This window comes from Trabulsiella odontotermitis (assembly GCF_001297775.1).
Taxonomy (GTDB): Bacteria; Pseudomonadota; Gammaproteobacteria; order Enterobacterales; family Enterobacteriaceae; genus Trabulsiella; species Trabulsiella odontotermitis.
Genome location: NZ_LIFX01000004.1, coordinates 253,526 through 271,108, shown reverse-complemented (window position 1 = coordinate 271,108; position 17,583 = coordinate 253,526). Strand labels below are relative to the sequence as shown.

The window sequence follows — 17,583 nt, the reverse complement described above, 5'->3', positions numbered from 1 at the left end:
TTAATTCGTGATTTGTGATCACCTGCGAAATTTGACGCGGAAAACTGCCCCAAAGTGGGGCGGATGCTTCAGAATGGGGCAATCATTGCGCCCGGCGATGAGGGTTTAAACACGCGCCGCAGAAACTCTGCGGGCGATGAAGTCAGACGGGGGAAATTCTGCTACCATCCCTTCACTATTCACCTTGCACAGTGGCAGCGACTATGAAATTTGTCTCTTTTAATATCAACGGCCTGCGCGCCCGTCCTCATCAACTGGAAGCCATCGTCGACAAGCATCAACCGGACGTGATCGGCCTGCAGGAGACCAAAGTTCACGACGATATGTTCCCGCTCGAAGAGGTGGCGAAGCTCGGCTATAACGTCTTTTATCACGGGCAGAAAGGCCACTACGGCGTGGCACTGCTCACCAAAGAGACGCCGATCTCCGTGCGCCGCGGTTTTCCTGATGATGGCGAAGAGGCTCAGCGCCGCATCATCATGGCGGAAATTCCCTCGCCATTAGGCAACGTCACAGTAATTAACGGCTATTTCCCGCAGGGTGAAAGCCGCGACCATCCGATCAAATTCCCGGCGAAAGAGAAGTTCTATCAAAACCTGCAGAACTATCTCGACGGCGAACTGAAAAAAGAAAACCCGGTGCTGATCATGGGCGACATGAATATCAGCCCGACGGATCTGGATATCGGTATTGGTGATGAGAACCGCAAACGCTGGCTGCGCACCGGTAAATGTTCGTTCCTGCCGGAAGAGCGCGAGTGGATGGAGCGCCTGCTCGGCTGGGGTCTGGTAGATACTTTCCGCCACGCGCACCCGGACACGCAGGATCGTTTCTCGTGGTTCGATTACCGTTCCAAAGGCTTTGATGACAATCGCGGCCTGCGCATCGACCTGCTGCTGGCAAGTTCGCCGCTGGCACAGCACTGCGTTGAAACCGGCATTGACTATGACATTCGCAGCATGGAAAAACCGTCCGACCATGCGCCGGTGTGGGCGACCTTTAAAGGAAAATAAACGCCGTTGAACCGTCGTAAAATCCTGCTGCTGGTCGTGCTGATGGTGTGTATCGCGGCGGGGATCGCCCTGATACCCCGCAACCTGCTCTCACTCACCGCCCTGCAGCAATCCCACGCCGCCCTCGCTGAGGGGTTCAGCCAGCATCCGCTGGCGGGCGTGGCGCTCTATTTTTTCCTCTATGTGCTGGTTTCAGCATTATCGATCCCCGGCGCGGCGCTGTTAACGCTGCTCGGCGGTTCGCTGTTTCCCTTCTGGCTGGCGCTTGTCGTCGTTTCTTTTGCCTCTACCGCAGGCGCGACGCTGGCGATGCTGGTCAGCCGTTATCTGCTGGCTGACGGCGTTACGCAGCGCTTTCCGGGGCAGATGAATACCGTCAATGCAGGCATGGCGCGCGACGGGGCATTTTATCTCTTCGCCCTGCGGCTGATGCCGCTGTTTCCCTTTTTTCTGGTCAACCTGCTGGCCGGGGTGACACGCATTGGCGTGGCCCGTTACTGGTGGGTCAGCCAGCTCGGCATGCTCCCCGCCACGGTGGTGTATGTAAATGCCGGGCGACAACTCGGACAACTGAATACGTTACAGGATATTCTCTCCCCCGCGATGCTGTTGGCCTTCGCGCTGATCGGCCTGTTGCCGCTGATCTCCCGCAAGCTGATGGCGCGCTTTATTCAACAGTAAGGATGCATTATGCGCCGTGTGCGTTATTGTCTCTTCTCCCTCAGTCTGCTGTTCGCAGGCCACTCACTGGCTGCCGACAACTGGCAGACCATCAAACAGCAAGCGCAGGGTCAGACGGTCTGGTTCAATGCCTGGGGCGGCGATCCGGCGGTTAACCGTTTTCTCGACTGGGTGCGTGGCGAAGTGAAACGCGATTACGCCATTGACCTGCGCATTGTGCCGATTGCCGATGCAGCCGACAGCGTGAAACGCATTCAGGCCGAAGCGCAGGCGGGACGCAAAACTCGCGGTTCCATCGATTTGCTGTGGGTGAATGGCGAGAATTTCCGTACGCTGAAAGAGGCCGGGCTGGTGCGTACCGGCTGGGCGGAGACACTGCCGAACTGGCGTTATGTCGATACGAAAAAGCCGGTGCGTGAAGATTTTTCGCTGCCGGTGGAAGGCGCGGAATCGCCCTGGGGCAGCGCGCAACTGACGTTTATCGCCCGTCAGGGGGAAACGCCCGTGCCGCCTGATTCTCCCGCGGCGCTGTTGCAGTTCGCGTCTGAACACCCCGGCACGGTGAGCTATCCGCGCCCGCCCGACTTTACCGCGACCGCGTTTCTCGAACAGTTGTTGATGGCGCTGACCGACGATCCCGCCGCACTGAAAAAACCGCCGCATCCGGCGGCGTTCGCGCGCGTGACAGCGTCACTTTGGGCTTATCTCGACAAACTCCATCCGTATTTATGGCGTGACGGCCGCGATTTCCCGGCCTCACCTGCACGCATGGATCAGATGCTGGCGCAAGGCACACTGCGGCTTTCACTGACCTTCAACCCCATGCATGCACAGCAGAAAATCGCCAGCGGCGATCTGCCGAAAGACAGCTACAGTTTTGGCTTTCGCGACGGCATGATTGGCAACGTGCATTTTGTGACTATCCCCAAAAACACCAGTGCGGCGGCAGGTGCGCAGGTGGTGGCGAATTTCCTGCTGTCGCCGGAGGCGCAGTTACGAAAATCCGACCCGGCGGTCTGGGGCGATCCCTCGGTACTCGACCCACAAAAACTGCCGGAAGCGCAGCGTAAGGTGCTGGCGTCTCGCCTGCCGCCACATGCGCCGCCGGTGCTGGCAGAGCCTCATGCGCTGTGGGTCAACGCGCTGGAGCAGGAATGGCTACGCCGCTACGGTACGCACTGACGCTGCTGGTCGTCGGGGTTATGGCGGCCATCTATGCGCCGCTGCTGCCTGCGCTGAAGCTGATGGCGGAACCTGCGCTGTCGCCTGACCACTGGCAGGCGCTGTTCGCTGACACGCAACTCTGGCAGGCGCTCGCCGCCACGCTGGTCTCAACGGGCATTGCTGTTTTCGGCGCGCAGGCGCTCGCCCTGACCGCCATCGCCGTATGCTGGCCGGGGACTGGCTGGCAAACGCTGGTTTCACGCCTGCCGTTGCTGCTGGCAGTGCCGCATGTCGCCTTTGCCGCCAGCGCATTGCTGCTGTTTGCCGAAGGCGGCTGGCTGTTTCAGCTCTGCCGTGTCTGCGTTCCGGTGGTTGATCATTATGGCGTCGGGCTGGGGCTGACGCTGGCGGTCAAAGAGAGCGGGTTTATTCTCTGGGCGATGTACGGCGTACTCGGCGAAACCCGGCTGGCGCAGCAAACGCTGGTGCTGAAAAGCCAGGGCTACAGCCGCTGGCAGTGTTTGTGGTATCTGATCCTGCCTGCCATCGCCCCCGCGCTCGGGCTGGTGCTGGTCGCCACCGCCGCCTGGACGCTGTCGGCAGTGGATGTGGCGCTGATTTTAGGGCCAGGTAATCCGCCGACGCTGGCGGTGCTTGCCTGGACGTGGATCAGTCAGGGTGACCCGTCGCAGCAGGCAAAAGGCGCGCTGGCGTGTCTGATCCTGCTGTTGTTACTGGCTGTGTTTGTCTTGTCAGGCCGGGGATTCTGGTGGCTCTGGCAACGCCGGGTGCCCGATTTTCGCGGCCATCGCCACCCCGGCCGCGTGGCATGGCCGGGTCGCGGTCTCACCGCCCTGCTTCCGTTCTGTGGGTTGTTATGCGCACTGGTATTATTGTTGCTGGCGCAATGGCGCATCCCTGCCAGTGAAAGCCTGATGAACAGTCTGCTGCTGGCAACGCTGACGGCGCTGACTGGCGCTGTACTCTGCCTGTTGTGGCTCGAATGGGGACTGGCGCGTCTGACGCCACTGCTCTGGCTACCGCTGCTGTTACCCGCATTGCCGCTGGTGGCCGGGCAATATCACCTCGCACTGAGCGCCTGGCTCGATGGCACAGTTTTCGCGGTATTCTGGGGGCATCTGCTGTGGGTGATCCCGTGGATGCTGTTTGTCCTGCGCCCGGCGTGGCAGCGCATCGACCCGCGCCTGTTGCTGATTGCCCGCACACTCGGCTGGCGACAGGGACGGATTTTTCTGTGGATCACCTGCCCGTTGCTGATACGCCCGCTGCTTGCCGCGCTGGCGGTGGGATTCTCAGTCAGCATTGCACAATATTTACCGACCCTGTGGCTGGGCGCCGGACGCGTTCCGACGCTGACCACGGACGCGGTGGCGCAAAGCAGCGGCGGCGACATGCGTCTGCTGGCACTATTATCGCTCTGGCAGCTTCTGCTCCCGGCGCTGGTTTTCGCCCTGACAGCCCTGCTCGCCCGTGGCGTCGGGCACTACCGACAAGGTTTACGCTGATGCTTATCGTCAAAAACACCACCCTGACCCTTCACGATACGCCGCTGCTGCGCAACGTCGATTTCAGCGTTGCGCCTGGCGAAATACTGACGCTGATGGGCGCATCCGGTAGCGGTAAATCGACTCTGTTTGCCTGGATGGCGGGCGCGTTACCTGCGGTGTTTCAGGCGCAGGGCGAGCTGTGGCTCAGTGATCGCCGCCGCGACACGCTGCCAACGCAGGCGCGGGAAATCGGCATTCTGTTTCAGGATGCGCTGCTGTTCGACCACTTCAGTGTCGGGCAAAATCTTCTGCTGGCGCTGCCCGCGACAGTAAAAGGCTCGCAGCGCAAAGCCCGTGTGGAAGCGGCACTGGAACAGGCAGAACTCGCCGGATTTTATCATCGTGACCCGGCGACGCTCTCCGGCGGACAACGGGCGCGCGTCAGCCTGTTACGGGCGATGCTGGCGCAACCTGCCGCGCTGCTGCTGGATGAACCCTTCAGCCGCCTCGACGTTTCCCTGCGCGAAAGCTTTCGCCAGTGGGTGTTTGCCGAACTGACACGGCTGGCGATCCCGGTGGTGCTGGTGACGCATGATGTCGCCGACATTCCGCTGAACGGTCGCTGTATGTCACTGGAAAACTGGCAATAAACTGCGTTTGCGCAACGTTTTTCTCATACCGGGGTCGCAGAATGGCGCTTCAATTTATCGACAATGACGGGCAATTCGATGAAACGTGTTTCTCAACTGACCGCGCTGGCCCTGGTTATCGGGCTTGCCTCTTCTGCATCTTCCTTTGCCGCTGACATGGCGACCTCTCTGACCTTCTCACAGCTTCAACAGCATCATGGCGTGGTCGTCGATACGCGCCCGAGCGCGTTCTATAACGGCTGGCCGCAGGCGCTGAATGGGCCGCAGGGTCATGAACCCGCGGCGCGTAACCTCGCTGCTCGCTGGCTTTCCGCGATGAGCGACGAGCAACTCCGTGACTGGGCGAAACAACATCAGCTTCGCGCTGACACCGCGCTGGCCCTGTACGGCAGCGAGGAGGACGTTCGTGCGGTCTCCGCGCGGCTGAAAAAAGCCGGATTTAACCATCTGAGCACCCTCAGCGATGCACTGAACGACCCGGCACGGCTGCAAAAACTGCCGCACTTCGAGCAACTGGTATACCCGCAATGGCTGCATGATCTGCAACAGGGAAAAACGGTGACGGCCGCACCGACCGGCGACTGGAAAGTGTTTGAAGCGGGCTGGGGTGCGCCGAAGTATTACCTGATAAGCCACATTCCGGGGGCGGGTTACATCGATACCAACGAAGTGGAAAGCGAGCCGCTGTGGAATAAAGTCTCCGATGCGCAGCTAAAAGCGATGCTGGCGAAGCACGGCATTCGTCACGACACCACGGTTGTCCTCTACGGACGCGATGTGTATGCCGCTGCGCGGGTGGCGCAGATCATGCTCTACGCGGGCGTGAAAGATGTGCGTCTGCTGGATGGCGGCTGGAAAACCTGGTCTGACGCCAGTCTGCCGGTCGAGCGCGGTACACCGTCGAAAGAGACGCCTGCGCCAGATTTTGGCGCGCCGATCCCCGGTCAGCCACAGTTAATGCTCAATATGGAACAGGCGCGCGCCCTGCTGCATCGTCAGGACGCCTCGCTGGTCAGCATCCGTTCGTGGCCAGAGTTTACCGGGGTAACCAGCGGTTACAGCTATATCAAACCGAAAGGTGAAATCGCGGGCGCCCGCTGGGGACATGCCGGGAGTGATTCGACCCACATGGAAGATTTCCATAACCCGGACGGCACTATGCGGTCCGCGGACGACATCGCCGCAATGTGGAAAAGCTGGAATATTCTCCCTGAACAGCAGGTGGCTTTCTATTGCGGCACTGGCTGGCGCGCCTCGGAAACCTTCATGTACGCGCGGGCGATGGGCTGGACGAAGGTGTCGGTGTACGACGGCGGCTGGTATGAATGGAGCCAGAATCCGAAAAACCCGATCGCCAGCGGCGAACGCGGGCCGGACAGCACACTGTAATCCCCGGATACCCGGCAGCGCGTCTGCCGGGCTTATAACCGCTTCAACGTCACATATCCACTCCACACGCGGGTCAGCGTCGTCAGCCAGCACAGGCCGCCAAAAACCCACGCCATCACCGGGAACCACGCCGGGAACCACGCCGGGAACAGACAGCTCAGGACAAACAGTGCGATCGTCTCGCTGCCTTCGGTTAAGCCACCCAGATAATAAAACGACTTGTGCGCATAGCCGGGGTTATCGATCTGATGTTTTGCCGCCAGTGCAGCGAAGGCCAGAAAACTGCTGCCAGTGCCGATAAATGCGAACAGCAACCAGCTTCCCGCCAGCGCGTTTTGCGCCGGGTCGGCGAGAATAAAGCCAAACGGCACCAGAGCGTAGAAGAGAAAATCGAGCGCGATATCGAGAAAGCCACCGGCGTCTGTCAGCCCTCGCCGCCGCGCCAGCGCGCCATCCAGCCCGCCAGACAGGCGGTTCAGGATGATCACCACCAGCGCAGGCCCGTACCAGCCCAGCGCCAGAAACGGCAGCGCCAGCAGCCCGATGGCAAAGCCGGTAAGCGTAATGCCGTCCGGGGTAACACTGGTGTTGTCGAGCCGCGCCGCCAGGGCGTTGAGCCATGGTTTCACGCGCGGGTGCAGATGACGGTCAAGCATCAGGATGCCCCGCACGCTGACACAAGCCCTGTGACGGGATCTCCAGCGCGGCATTAAAGCGCGCCGAAAGATTCTGAAACGCAATCAACGCCGTCATTTCACTGATCGCGTCTGCGTTGAAATGCGCCGACAATTCTGCTTTCAGGGCTTCATCGACTTGTGGCGGCGTCGCGGTAACCGCATCGGCATAGGCCAGCGCCGCCCGTTCCTGCGCAGTAAACAGCGTCGAATCCCGCCAGCTGGCGACCGCCAGCACTTTCTCCATCGCGCCGCTGCGCTCTGCCAGCCGCAGACTGTTGGTATCAATGCAGAAATCGCAATGGCAAACCTGCGAAATACGGGTCATCAGCAGCGCCCGCAATTCCGGGGCCAGCGGCGAACGGCGGCGCTCAAGAAAACCGACAAACAGCGCCACCAGCCAGAACAGCCGCGGCATACGCCCCCACCAGCGGGTGGGGTTCAGCACCGCGCCATAATGTTTTTGTTGCATGGCGGCGATGGGTTTCAGACTGACGGGAAGCTGTTGCAGCGGGGCCACCCACGGCGCATCATTTTTCACCTGCAGACTCCTGGTGTGCTTTAGTCATCACAAAGGAAACGATAGTATGGCATCACGTTAACAAGAGTGTTGATTCATATGCTTAAAACGATTGATGTTGTCGCCGCAATCATTGAACGCGACGGAAAAATCCTGCTGGCGCAACGTCCGCCGCATACCGATCAGCCAGGGTTATGGGAATTTGCCGGCGGTAAAGTCGAGGCAGGGGAAACGCAGCCAGAAGCGCTGATCCGCGAGTTGCGTGAAGAATTGGGCATTGAGGCGCAGCCGGGAGCGTATGTCGCCAGCCATCAGCGTGAAGTTTCCGGACGATGCATTCATCTGCACGCCTGGCACGTCCCGTCATTTAACGGCGAGCTGACGGCGCACGACCACAGCCAGCTGGTATGGTGCTCGCCGCAGGAAGCGTTTGATTACCCGCTGGCACCTGCGGACGTCCCGCTGCTGGAAGCGTTTATGGTTTTACTCGCCGCCAGACCAGCGGATTCGTGCTGAGGGTTTTCTCATCTCGCTGGCACTGCAACACCACCCCTTCGGCTTTGATCACCGCCCCTTCGGAATAATTTTGATCCTGATAGATGCAGCACTGAGCGCAGGGCTGCGCAGGTTGCCCGCCGGAGCTGAACACCTCGGGTGGTACGTTCACTTGTACGTCCGGGCGGTAGCGCTCCTCAGCCTGCACGCCCAACGCGATAACCGCCAGCAACCCAATCATCACATGTCGTTTCATCATTTTTCGTCCTGATAACACCTCATCATCGGATTATCGGCAGATATTCTGACTTCCTTAAATTTGACTCACCATCGCATTTAGTTATGACCTGCCGCAAATTATGAATTTTACCGTCGAGCAGAATTTTCCTTGTCAGCCGCTGCGCTGGCGGTGGTATATTCGAAAATTGCTGTCCTGATAATTATAAGTAAAGCAAATACAACACTACGAAACGATTCACAATCACAAGAGGTTTAACCGTCTATGGAACAGATAGCATCTCTGGAGACTTTTCTCTCACACGTTCAACAGCGCGACCCACAGCAACACGAGTTCGCGCAAGCGGTAAGAGAAGTTATGTCGACACTTTGGCCATTTCTTGAACAGAACCCACGCTACCGCCAGTTGTCGCTGCTTGAGCGACTGGTAGAGCCGGAGCGCGTGATCCAGTTCCGCGTTGTCTGGGTTGATGACCGCAATCAGGTGCAGGTCAACCGCGCATGGCGCGTCCAGTTCAGCTCCGCTATCGGTCCGTTTAAAGGCGGCATGCGTTTTCACCCGTCAGTGAACCTGTCGATCCTGAAGTTCCTTGGCTTTGAGCAAACCTTTAAGAACGCCCTCACCACGCTGCCGATGGGTGGCGGTAAAGGCGGCAGCGATTTCGATCCAAAAGGCAAAAGCGAAGGCGAAATCATGCGTTTCTGCCAGGCCCTGATGACCGAACTGTATCGCCATCTCGGCGCGGATACTGACGTCCCGGCCGGGGACATCGGCGTGGGTGCGCGTGAAGTCGGCTTTATGGCCGGGATGATGAAAAAACTGTCCAACAACACCGCCTGTGTATTCACCGGCAAGGGCCTGTCGTTCGGCGGCAGCCTGATCCGCCCGGAAGCGACGGGTTATGGCCTGATTTACTTCACCGACGCCATGCTGAAACGCCACGGGCTCGGTCTGGAAGGGATGCGCGTCGCGGTTTCCGGTTCCGGTAACGTCGCGCAATATGCGATTGAAAAAGCCATGGCCTTTGGCGCCCGCGTGGTGACCGCGTCGGATTCCAGCGGCACGGTGGTGGATGAAGCCGGGTTTACGACGGAAAAACTGGCGCGTCTGTGCGAAATCAAAACCAGCCGCGATGGCCGTGTTGCCGATTACGCCCGAGAGTTTGGCCTGACCTATCTGGAAGGTAAACAGCCGTGGTCAGTACCGGTAGATATTGCCCTGCCGTGCGCCACGCAGAACGAACTGGATGTTGACGCCGCGCGACAGCTTATCGCCAACGGTGTGAAGGTAGTGGCAGAAGGCGCAAACATGCCGACGACCATCGCCGCGACCGATCTGTTCCTCGAAGCCGGTGTGCTCTTTGCGCCGGGTAAGGCGGCTAACGCGGGTGGCGTGGCGACGTCAGGGCTGGAGATGGCGCAGAACGCCGCGCGACTGAGCTGGAAATCCGAGAAAGTCGACGCCCGTCTGCACCACATTATGCTGGATATTCACCAGGCCTGCGTGGAGTATGGCGGTGAAGGCAAGCAGACGCATTATGTGCGTGGCGCAAACATCGCCGGCTTTGTAAAAGTGGCCGACGCGATGCTGGCGCAGGGCGTGATTTAAAGTTCCGAAGCGCTGTTGTAGGCCCGGTAAGCGCCAGCGCCACCGGGCTTTTTCATGCTTCGCTGCCACCCTTCGCCGGGTGGCGGCTGCGCCTGACCCGGCCTACGGCCCGTGCTGGTTTATTCCCGCCGCCTGGCGCGACTATGCCTCTGAACTGTGTCACTGGCGTATTGCGCGCCATCTGAATCAGTTCATTAAGCGTACCCACCAACGGATGCATAAAGTCCTGATAACGACACTGTTTTTCGCTGATTTGCGTCAGCACTGATTCCCAGTGCGCGGTCATGTCCGGCCGCGATGCCAGTTCCGGCAGCGAGTGGATCAGCGCTCTGCCCGGATCGGTCGAATGGATATAGCGCCCTTTTTTGGTTAAGAACCCGCGTTTAAACAGCAGTTCGATGATCCCGGCGCGGGTGGCTTCGGTACCCAGCCCGTCGGTGGCGCGAAGGATCTTTTTCAGATCTTTGTCCTGCACAAAACGGGCGATACCGGTCATCGCAGACAGCAGCGTCGCGTCAGTAAAATGGCGCGGCGGCTGGGTCTGGCGCTCCACCACTTCCCCTTTCTCGCACAGCAATTCATCGTCTTTCGCCATCACCGGCAACGGTGTGCCGTCGTTCTCTTCGTCGCGCTCTTTCGCACCCAGCAACGTCCGCCAGCCTGCTTCGGCGAGGAAACGCGCTTTGGCGATAAACTTGCCGTTGGCGATGTCGAGGTCAATCTGGCATTTCCGGTACACCGCATCGGCGCAGAACTGCATCAGATACTGGCGCGCAATCAGGCTATAAACATTGGCTTCGTGTTCGCTGAGACGTACCGACGCGCTGCGGGCAGTGGGGATAATCGCATGGTGGGCATCGACTTTTTTGTCATCCCAGCAGCGGTTGCGGGTATCGGGATCAACCGCCGGTTGCGGCAGCAGATCAGGCGCATGAACGCCAATCGCATTCATCACCGCCTGACGACCGGCAAAATGCTCTTCCGGCAGATAACGGCAGTCGGAGCGCGGATAGGTAATCAGTTTGTGAGTTTCATACAGCTTCTGGCAGATATCGAGCACGTTCTGCGCGCTCAGGGCGAAGCGTTTTGCCGCTTCAATCTGCAGGGCGGAAAGCGAGAACGGCAGCGGTGCCGGTTCGGATTCGCGCTTGTCATTGTACGCGGTGACTATCGCCGGTTGCCCGGAAATGCGCGCCACCACATGTTCCGCCAGCGGACGGTGCAGCAAACGCCCTTCTTCATCCTGATACGGTTCGCAGGCGTCGCTCGGCTGCCAGGTGGCGGTAAACCGTTCCTCTTTCGGGGTGACGATGTGTGCTTTCACTTCGAAAAAATCTTTGGCGACGAAGTTTTCAATTTCTTCATCGCGCCGCACCACCAGCCCCAGCACCGGGGTCTGAACGCGGCCCACCGACAGCACGCCCTGATAACCAGCGTTACGCCCGAGTAGCGTGTACGCACGGGTCATGTTGATGCCATACAGCCAGTCAGCGCGGGCGCGGGCCAGTGCCGACACGCACAGTGGAATAAACTCGCTGTTGGCGCGCAGACGAGAAATCGCCCGCTCGACCGCCTGCGGGTTGAGGTCGTTAATCAGGCAGCGCTGCACCTGCTGGCGCTTTTCCGCCGACAGTTGCAGGTAATCCAGCACTTCATCGACCAGCAATTGCCCTTCGCGATCCGGGTCACCCGCGTGGATGACTTCGCTGGCCTCGTGAAGGAAACGTTTGATGACGTTAAGCTGTTTGGTGACCGACGGACGCGGCTGTAGCTGCCACTTTTCCGGGACGATCGGCAAATCCATCAGGTTCCAGCGAGCATAACGGCTGTCATAGACATCCGGCTGCGCCTGCTCCAGCAGGTGACCAATACACCAGGTGACCACCTGCCCGTTGCCGCACTCGATAAAGCCGTCCCCTTTGCGGTGCGGCTTTGGCAGCACGTCCGCAATGGCACGACCCAGACTCGGCTTTTCCGCGATGAACAGACGCATCGACTTAACGGATCTCGATCATCGGTCGGCCACCGCGTGCCGTGATCAGCTCACCGATTTCCGTCAGCGTGACGCCGAACTCCGCCGCCGCCGCTTTCGCTTCCGTTTCCGCTTCCGGGAGAACTGCCAGCAGCAGACCGCCGGAGGTTTGTGGATCGCAGAGCAGCGAACGCCACTCGTCCGGCATTTCGCCCATCAGATGACCATAGCTGGCGAAGTTACGCCCGGTGCCGCCCGGTACTGCGCCTTTGGCGATATACTCTTCCACGCCCGGCAGTTTCGGCACATCGGCAAAACGGATCAGCGCCTGCACACCTGCGCCCTGGCACATTTCACTGAGGTGACCCAGCAGGCCAAAACCGGTGACGTCAGTCATCGCCGTCACGCCGTCAATGTTGGCAAACGCCGCACCGGCGAGATTCATCTGACACATCACTTCCGTCGCCAGCCCCTGATGTTCTGGCCTGAGGAGTGATTTTTTCTCCGCGGTGGTCAGTACGCCAATGCCCAGCGGTTTGGTGAGAAACAGCTTACAGCCCGCCTGCGCGGTGCTGTTTTTCTTCACCCGCTCGGTCGGGACGATCCCGGTGACCGCGAGACCAAAAATCGGCTCCGGCGCGTCAATGGAATGGCCGCCCGCCAGCGCAATGCCCGCCTGCTGGCAGGCAAAACGCCCACCCTCAATCACTTCACGGGCAATTTCCGGCGACAGCTTATCGACAGGCCAGCCCAGAATGGCAATCGCCATGATCGGCTTACCGCCCATCGCAAAGATATCGCTGATGGCGTTGGTGGCCGCAATGCGACCGAAATCGAACGGATTATCGACAATCGGCATAAAGAAATCGGTGGTACTGATGACCGACGTGCCGTTGCCCAGATCGTAGACCGCCGCGTCGTCGCGGGTCTCGTTACCGACAAGCAGGTTCGGGTCGACAAACTTCGCCTGTTCACTGTGCAGGATGGTTTCCAGCACTTTGGGGGAAATTTTACAACCGCAACCGGCTCCGTGGCTGTATTGCGTTAAACGAATGGCTTGCTCGCTCATGGACATCTCCTGTCATTGCAATCCGGCTATGGTACCGCTCAAAGCGTGGCGTGATAAGTGCTGCTGTCTGATTTCGCGCACTGTTGCTCATTATGCGCGCAGTCCTGGCGGGGAAACGAAGCGTCATGCCCGGTAGCGGAAGGCATACCGGGCCAGCGGGCGTCAGAAACGCACCACGAACGGTGAGGTATCGGGCACCGACACGGTGGTAGAGGCTTTCAGTTGCGGGGTACCGAGATAAAGAAAACCGACGATTTTATCCTGCGCGCGGCAGTGAAAACCGTCGCGAACCAGCGGGTTTTCGGTCAGCGCACCGCTGCGCCAGATGCCGTTAAACCCCTGCGCCACCGCCGCCATTTGCATGGCCATCACCGCGCACCCGGCAGACATCTCCTGCTCCCATTGCGGCACCTTATGATGCTCCTGACATTTCGCCACCACAGCGATAATCAGCGGCGCGCGAAACGGCGCATTGCGCGCTTTATCGACCGCTTTTTCATCTTCTCCGGCCTGGATTGCGCCGTCAGCCAGCAACTGGCTGAAACGCTCGCGACCGTCGCCTTCAATGATAAAGAATTGCCAGGGCTGTAACGTCCCGTGATCCGGCGCGCGCATACCTGCACGCAGAATATTTTCCAGTTGCTCACCCGCCGGTGCAGGCTCTGCCAGGCGAGAGGCGCTGCGGCGGTTTACCAGTAGTTCAAGTGCATCCATTTGGCGTGCTCCTGTGGGATAATATTTCACAAAATTAACATGGTTAGCGATTTAGTTACAGAGCGGTTGCCGATTCCTGCTGACAACCGGCGGCGGTAACTTTAGGATACCCGTACGTTACGCCTGAAGTAGCGCACTCTTTATTTGTCTGGTCAGGGAGAATACATGCGAACCCTTTGGCGAATAATTGCCGGTTTCTTTAAATGGACATGGCGATTGCTCAATTTTATCCGTGAGCTGGTGCTGAATTTATTTTTTATCCTGCTGGTGCTGGTGGTTGTCGGGATCTGGACGCAGTTCAGCAATACCACGACCGAACATGCATCGCGCGGCGCACTGCTGATGGATATCACCGGCGTGGTGGTGGATAAACCCTCCACCAGCAGCAAATTTGGCGCTTTCAGCCGTCAGTTCTTCGGCGCGAGTTCCGACCGCCTGCAGGAAAACTCGCTGTTTGATATCGTTCAGACCATCCGTCAGGCGAAAGATGACCGCAACATCACCGGCATCGTGCTTGATCTGAAAGATTTTGCCGGAGGCGATCAGCCGTCCATGCAGTACATCGGTAAGGCGCTGCGCGAATTCCGCGACAGCGGTAAACCGGTTTACGCCATCGGCGATAACTACTCGCAGGGCCAGTATTACCTGGCGAGCTTTGCCAACAAGATTTATCTCTCGCCGCAGGGGCTGGTGGATCTGCATGGTTTTGCCACCAATGGTCTGTATTACAAATCCCTGCTCGACAAGCTGAAAGTCTCCACCCATGTGTTCCGCGTCGGCACTTATAAATCTGCCGTTGAACCGTTTATCCGCGACGATATGTCTCCCGCCGCCCGCGAAGCGGACAGCCGCTGGATTGGCGAGCTGTGGCAGAACTACCTGAACACCATCGCCGCTAACCGCGAAATCACTCCGCAGCAGGTGTTCCCTGGCGCGCAGGGTCTGTTAGACGGTCTGCGTAAGACCAACGGCGATACCGCGCAGTATGCGCTGGACAGCAAGCTGGTCGATCAACTGGCTTCCAGCGCCGAGGTGGAAAAAGCGCTGTCGAAGCAGTTTGGCTGGAATGCGGAGGATAAAAACTACCGCGCGGTCAGCTACTACGATTACTCGCTGAATACCCCGTCCGACAAGGGCGACAGCATTGCTGTGGTCTTCGCCAACGGCGCAATCATGGATGGCGAGGAGACGCCGGGGAATGTCGGCGGCGATACCACCGCGTCACAAATCCGCGATGCGCGACTCGATCCGAAAGTAAAAGCGATTGTGCTGCGGGTGAACAGCCCTGGCGGCAGCGTGACGGCGTCGGAAGTGATCCGTTCAGAACTGGCGGCGGCCAGAGCGGCCGGTAAACCGGTGGTGGTGTCGATGGGCGGTATGGCCGCGTCCGGCGGCTACTGGATCTCCACCCCGGCAAACTACATTGTAGCGAACGCCAGCACGCTGACCGGCTCGATCGGTATTTTTGGCGTCATCAACACGGTTGAAAACTCGCTGGATTCAATTGGTGTACACACCGATGGCGTGGCGACCTCACCGCTGGCGGATGTCTCGCTGACCAAAACGTTACCGCCGGAAGTGCAGCAGATGATGCAGCTGAGCATTGAAAACGGGTATCAGCGCTTTATCACGCTGGTGGCGCAGGCCCGTAAGAGCACGCCGGAGCAGATCGACAAAATCGCTCAGGGCCACGTCTGGACGGGTCAGGATGCGAAAGCCAACGGTCTGGTCGACAGTCTCGGTGATTTTGACGATGCAGTGGCGAAAGCCGCGTCACTCGCCAAAGTGAAAACGTGGCACGTCGATTACTATCAGGAAGAGCCGAGCCTGTTCAACCGGTTAATGGACAGCCTGGGCGGCTCGGTTCACGCCGCACTGCCACAGGTGTTGCAGGCTTACTTCCCTGCACCTGTCGTGACGGCCGCCAGCGCCGTGAAAGCGGAGACCGACAAACTCGCCGCGTTTAACGATCCGCAAAACCGCTATGCATTTTGCCTCACCTGCGCCAATATTAAGTAACTGGTATCCCCTCCTGATGGAGGGGATTTTCTTTACGTAATAGCCTGATACCATGCAAAAAAAATCGATTTACGTTGCTTATACCGGCGGTACGATCGGTATGCAACGATCTGAGCAGGGTTACATTCCCGTTTCCGGTCATCTGCAGCGTCAACTGGCGCTGATGCCTGAATTCCACCGTCCTGAAATGCCGGACTTCACCATCCACGAATACGCCCCGCTGATGGATTCATCGGACATGACGCCGCAGGACTGGCAGCATATTGCCGATGACATCAGACAACATTACGACGAGTACGATGGCTTTGTGATCCTGCATGGCACCGACACCATGGCGTTCACCGCCTCAGCGCTGTCGTTTATGCTGGAGAATCTGGGCAAGCCAGTGATTGTGACAGGGTCACAAATTCCACTTGCTGAACTGCGTTCCGACGGGCAAATCAACCTGCTGAATGCGCTGTATGTGGCGGCGAATTATCCGATCAACGAAGTAACGCTGTTTTTTAATAATTGTCTCTATCGCGGCAACCGCACCACCAAAGCGCATGCCGACGGCTTCAACGCCTTTGCCTCGCCTAACCTGCCCGCGCTGCTGGAAGCCGGTATTCATATCCGCCGTCTCGGCACACCACCCGCCCCGCACGGCAGCGGAACGCTGACCGTTCACCCGATTACGCCGCAGCCGATTGGCGTGGTGACGATTTATCCGGGGATTTCCGCGGACGTGGTGCGTAACTTCCTCCGCCAGCCGGTGAAGGCGCTGATCCTGCGCTCCTATGGCGTGGGTAACGCGCCGCAAAACGGTGAGTTTTTGCAGGAACTGGCGCAGGCCAGCCAGCGCGGGATTGTGGTGGTTAATCTGACGCAGTGTATGTCCGGTAAGGTGAATATGGGCGGTTACGCCACCGGCAACGCGCTGGCGCAGGCGGGCGTGATCAGCGGGTTTGATATGACCGTTGAGGCGACGCTGACTAAACTTCACTATCTGTTAAGTCAAAATCTGGACGCACCGGCGATCCGGGACGCCATGCAGCAGAACCTGCGCGGTGAACTGACGCCGGACGACTGAGGAGTATTGATGAAAAACCGGGCATTATTACTAGTCGATTTACAGAATGATTTCTGCGCGGGCGGCGCGCTGGCGGTGCCGGAAGGCGACAGCACGGTAGACATCGCCAACACCCTGATCGACTGGTGTAAAGCGCGTGGCGAGGCGATTGTCGCCAGCCAGGACTGGCACCCGGCAGACCACGGCAGTTTTGCCAGTCAGCATGACGCTGAACCCTATACCCAGGGCGAGCTGGACGGCTTAGCGCAAACCTGGTGGCCTGATCACTGTGTACAGGAGAGCGAAGGCGCTGCACTTCACCCGTTGCTGAAACAGAAAGCGATCAACGCGGTATTTCATAAAGGCGAAAACCCGCAGATCGACAGCTACAGCGCGTTTTTTGACAATGGTCACCGGCAAAAAACCGGTCTTGACGTCTGGCTTCGTCACCATGAAATCACCGAGCTTATCGTGATGGGGCTGGCGACAGACTATTGCGTGAAGTTTACCGTGCTGGATGCACTGCAACTGGGCTATACCGTCAGCGTGATCACCGACGGCTGTCGCGGCGTCAATATTGAGCCGCAGGACAGCGCACAGGCGTTTATGGATATGGCGGCTGAAGGCGCCACGCTGTATACGCTGGCTGACTGGCAGGAAACCCACGCCTGATCCCCCTGCCCGGCATTTCCCGCCGGGCATTTTCCGCATTATGACCATAAGTTGAATCTCACTCGCAGTTTTGTTGCCGCTTCGTTGCTATTCTGATCCCGTTGTTTTTTTCGCCACGCCATTCCCGTGGCGTGTTTGTTTTTAAATGT

General features: G+C 58.8%; 17 protein-coding genes. 11 read left to right on the top strand and 6 right to left on the bottom strand.

The features are described from left to right. Positions 1 to 203 precede the first annotated feature (203 nt). The 6 genes from xthA to AOY23_RS06900 all read left to right on the top strand — a co-directional run bounded on the left by xthA (position 204) and on the right by AOY23_RS06900 (position 6,405). Positions 204 to 1,013, top strand: a complete 810-nt coding sequence (gene xthA / locus AOY23_RS06925) for an exodeoxyribonuclease III (RefSeq protein ID WP_054178535.1) — start codon at positions 204 to 206, stop codon at positions 1,011 to 1,013. A 6-nt stretch (positions 1,014 to 1,019) separates the two neighbouring features. Continuing rightward, positions 1,020 to 1,694: a TVP38/TMEM64 family protein gene (locus AOY23_RS06920; protein ID WP_054178536.1), complete on the top strand. Its 675-nt coding sequence runs from the start codon at positions 1,020 to 1,022 to the stop codon at positions 1,692 to 1,694. A gap of 9 nt (positions 1,695 to 1,703) precedes the next feature. After that, positions 1,704 to 2,876, top strand: coding sequence for an ABC transporter substrate-binding protein (locus tag AOY23_RS06915; protein WP_054178537.1), 1,173 nt, complete (start codon positions 1,704 to 1,706; stop codon positions 2,874 to 2,876). Continuing rightward, positions 2,849 to 4,384, top strand: a complete 1,536-nt coding sequence (locus tag AOY23_RS06910) for an ABC transporter permease family protein (RefSeq protein WP_054178538.1) — start codon at positions 2,849 to 2,851, stop codon at positions 4,382 to 4,384. The genes AOY23_RS06915 and AOY23_RS06910 overlap by 28 nt, the downstream gene beginning before the upstream one ends. After that, a complete protein-coding gene (locus tag AOY23_RS06905; RefSeq protein WP_054178539.1) occupies positions 4,384 to 5,016 on the top strand; it encodes an ATP-binding cassette domain-containing protein in 633 nt (210 codons plus the stop codon). The genes AOY23_RS06910 and AOY23_RS06905 overlap by 1 nt, the downstream gene beginning before the upstream one ends. A 78-nt stretch (positions 5,017 to 5,094) precedes the next feature. Next, positions 5,095 to 6,405 (top strand): sulfurtransferase, encoded by a 1,311-nt coding sequence (locus AOY23_RS06900; protein ID WP_054178790.1) that lies wholly within the window; start codon positions 5,095 to 5,097, stop codon positions 6,403 to 6,405. Positions 6,406 to 6,437: 32 nt separating this feature from the next. Here AOY23_RS06900 and AOY23_RS06895 read toward each other — a convergent pair whose 3' ends face one another. Both AOY23_RS06895 and AOY23_RS06890 read right to left on the bottom strand, forming a co-directional pair. Further along, positions 6,438 to 7,061, bottom strand: a complete 624-nt coding sequence (locus tag AOY23_RS06895; protein ID WP_054178540.1) for a CDP-alcohol phosphatidyltransferase family protein — start codon at positions 7,059 to 7,061, stop codon at positions 6,438 to 6,440. After that, positions 7,054 to 7,620, bottom strand: coding sequence for a carboxymuconolactone decarboxylase family protein (locus tag AOY23_RS06890; protein ID WP_054178541.1), 567 nt, complete (start codon positions 7,618 to 7,620; stop codon positions 7,054 to 7,056). Before AOY23_RS06890 ends, AOY23_RS06895 begins: the two co-directional genes overlap by 8 nt. A gap of 78 nt (positions 7,621 to 7,698) precedes the next feature. Between AOY23_RS06890 and AOY23_RS06885 the strand changes: the two genes are divergently transcribed. Further along, on the top strand, positions 7,699 to 8,115 hold the full coding sequence (locus tag AOY23_RS06885) for a pyrimidine (deoxy)nucleoside triphosphate diphosphatase (RefSeq protein ID WP_162838551.1): 417 nt from the start codon (positions 7,699 to 7,701) through the stop codon (positions 8,113 to 8,115). Here the strand turns inward: AOY23_RS06885 and AOY23_RS06880 are convergent. After that, entirely contained in the window at positions 8,075 to 8,335 is a 261-nt protein-coding gene (locus AOY23_RS06880; RefSeq protein ID WP_407830000.1) for a YnjH family protein, read from the bottom strand. The two genes, AOY23_RS06885 and AOY23_RS06880, sit on opposite strands and share 41 nt — an antisense overlap. Before the next feature lie 261 nt (positions 8,336 to 8,596). On the opposite strand from AOY23_RS06880, the gene gdhA reads away from it, so the two are divergent. Further along, the gene (gdhA, locus tag AOY23_RS06875) at positions 8,597 to 9,940 is read left to right on the top strand and encodes an NADP-specific glutamate dehydrogenase (RefSeq protein ID WP_054178542.1); all 1,344 of its coding nucleotides are present in this window, start codon (positions 8,597 to 8,599) and stop codon (positions 9,938 to 9,940) included. Positions 9,941 to 9,992: 52 nt separating this feature from the next. On the opposite strand, the gene AOY23_RS06870 is transcribed toward gdhA, so the two are convergent. From AOY23_RS06870 to AOY23_RS06860, 3 genes are all read right to left on the bottom strand, one after another. After that, positions 9,993 to 11,933 (bottom strand): DNA topoisomerase III, encoded by a 1,941-nt coding sequence (locus tag AOY23_RS06870; protein ID WP_054178543.1) that lies wholly within the window; start codon positions 11,931 to 11,933, stop codon positions 9,993 to 9,995. Between the two features lie 4 nt (positions 11,934 to 11,937). Beyond that, the gene (gene selD / locus AOY23_RS06865; RefSeq protein WP_054178544.1) at positions 11,938 to 12,981 is read right to left on the bottom strand and encodes a selenide, water dikinase SelD; all 1,044 of its coding nucleotides are present in this window, start codon (positions 12,979 to 12,981) and stop codon (positions 11,938 to 11,940) included. A gap of 162 nt (positions 12,982 to 13,143) precedes the next feature. Continuing rightward, the gene (locus tag AOY23_RS06860) at positions 13,144 to 13,695 is read right to left on the bottom strand and encodes an NAD(P)H nitroreductase (protein WP_054178545.1); all 552 of its coding nucleotides are present in this window, start codon (positions 13,693 to 13,695) and stop codon (positions 13,144 to 13,146) included. A gap of 165 nt (positions 13,696 to 13,860) precedes the next feature. Between AOY23_RS06860 and sppA the strand changes: the two genes are divergently transcribed. The 3 genes from sppA to pncA are packed head-to-tail and all read left to right on the top strand — an operon-like array spanning position 13,861 to position 17,434. Next, positions 13,861 to 15,714: a signal peptide peptidase SppA gene (gene sppA / locus AOY23_RS06855; protein WP_054178546.1), complete on the top strand. Its 1,854-nt coding sequence runs from the start codon at positions 13,861 to 13,863 to the stop codon at positions 15,712 to 15,714. A 52-nt stretch (positions 15,715 to 15,766) separates the two neighbouring features. Further along, positions 15,767 to 16,783 carry an asparaginase gene (gene ansA / locus AOY23_RS06850; protein WP_054178547.1) on the top strand — a complete coding sequence of 339 codons (1,017 nt, stop codon included), beginning with the start codon at positions 15,767 to 15,769 and terminating at the stop codon, positions 16,781 to 16,783. Positions 16,784 to 16,792: 9 nt separating this feature from the next. After that, complete coding sequence (gene pncA / locus AOY23_RS06845; protein WP_054178548.1) at positions 16,793 to 17,434, top strand: bifunctional nicotinamidase/pyrazinamidase; 642 nt, start codon at positions 16,793 to 16,795, stop codon at positions 17,432 to 17,434. The last annotated feature ends 149 nt before the right edge of the window (positions 17,435 to 17,583 follow it).